The sequence below is a fragment of the Mesorhizobium sp. M2E.F.Ca.ET.219.01.1.1 genome (genome assembly GCF_004016445.2).
In the GTDB taxonomy this organism is placed as follows: Bacteria; Pseudomonadota; Alphaproteobacteria; order Rhizobiales; family Rhizobiaceae; genus Mesorhizobium.
In genome coordinates this window covers 1-1,146 of the sequence record NZ_SADT02000029.1, presented here as the reverse complement: position 1 = coordinate 1,146, position 1,146 = coordinate 1, and the positions used below count along the sequence as shown (strand labels likewise).

Genomic DNA, 1,146 nt, shown 5'->3' with positions numbered 1-1,146 from the left:
GCGCTGTGCTAACCGCAAGGAGGCAGGCGACCACGGTAGGGTCAGCGACTGGGGTGAAGTCGTAACAAGGTAGCCGTAGGGGAACCTGCGGCTGGATCACCTCCTTTCTAAGGAAGAACCCTAATGGAAACGCTCACTCGTTGAGCCTCTACCTTTCGGTTCTCTTGGAACAAGACGGAAGAGAGTCACTCTTACCGTCGCGCATACCTGAAGCGGGTCTGCCGCCTTCGTTTCTCTTTCTTCAGCGAATGACTTTGACTTGCGCTCGCGCGCCGTACCGGCCTTCGGCCTGGCGCTCCGCGAGGGCGCGGCACGAGCCGCGACGGCCGGTCGGCCTTGCGAGACGTGCGTCTCGTTGGCGAAAGCCGATCAAAGGCGCAGTCTAAGGGCTTGTAGCTCAGTTGGTTAGAGCGCGCGCTTGATAAGCGTGAGGTCGGAGGTTCAAGTCCTCCCAGGCCCACCAATTCGCAATCCGCAAGGATTGTCGGATCACCTCGATATCCGTCGGGAGACACTATCAGGGGCCGTAGCTCAGCTGGGAGAGCGCCTGCTTTGCAAGCAGGATGTCGTCGGTTCGATCCCGTCCGGCTCCACCAATGCGCGATCCCAAAGGGATCGTCGCTTCAGCCGCCGCGTTGCGGTTTGGCAAGCGCGCGATCCGCAGGATCGTCGCGGTTCGCGACGGTCTTTACAGACCGCGCGTAGGTGTCGAGCAGAGACGGTGAGAAAAAAGTCATTCGATAAAAGAGTTTGCGCCGAGCTTTGTGCTCTGCGCCTGTTCTGTTTGACATCGTAAAGAGAAGATTTGTTCGAACTTCATGGCTGCAAAGCTGTGATTTGTCGCAAGGGACGCTCAATCCCTTGCCTATGATGGGTTTGCCTAACCGCGCCCTCGAACGGATCTCGAGAAGCTGGTCTTTTTGTGCCAATTCCATTCGAGCTAAGCCCCGCACAGGGTTTGGCTCATGCGACGATCTCTGCGAGATCGCGCTTATGCGACGATCCCTCCGGGATCGCGTGATGGGTATTGGCAATGAGAACGATCAAGTGTCTTAAGGGCAATTGGTGGATGCCTTGGCATGCACAGGCGATGAAGGACGTGATACGCTGCGATAAGCTACGGGGAGGTGCGAATACCCTTTGATC

Annotated in this window: 1 protein-coding gene, 2 tRNA genes and 2 rRNA genes; 4 read left to right on the top strand and 1 reads right to left on the bottom strand. The window is 57.5% G+C overall.

The window, feature by feature from the left end; translation table 11 throughout:
• The 3 genes from EN862_RS34755 to EN862_RS34745 all read left to right on the top strand — a co-directional run.
• Nucleotides 1–107: ribosomal RNA gene (locus tag EN862_RS34755) — 16S ribosomal RNA — on the top strand; the annotation flags it as partial.
• Nucleotides 108–386: 279 nt separating this feature from the next.
• Nucleotides 387–463, top strand: a tRNA-Ile gene (locus EN862_RS34750).
• 57 nt (nucleotides 464–520) lie between these two features.
• Nucleotides 521–596: transfer RNA gene (locus EN862_RS34745), tRNA-Ala, on the top strand.
• A gap of 27 nt (nucleotides 597–623) precedes the next feature.
• Here the strand turns inward: EN862_RS34745 and EN862_RS34740 are convergent.
• Nucleotides 624–935: a hypothetical protein gene (locus tag EN862_RS34740; protein ID WP_127868918.1), complete on the bottom strand. Its 312-nt coding sequence runs from the start codon at nucleotides 933–935 to the stop codon at nucleotides 624–626.
• A 106-nt stretch (nucleotides 936–1,041) separates the two neighbouring features.
• On the opposite strand from EN862_RS34740, the gene EN862_RS34735 reads away from it, so the two are divergent.
• A 23S ribosomal RNA gene (locus tag EN862_RS34735) occupies nucleotides 1,042–1,146 on the top strand; the annotation flags it as partial.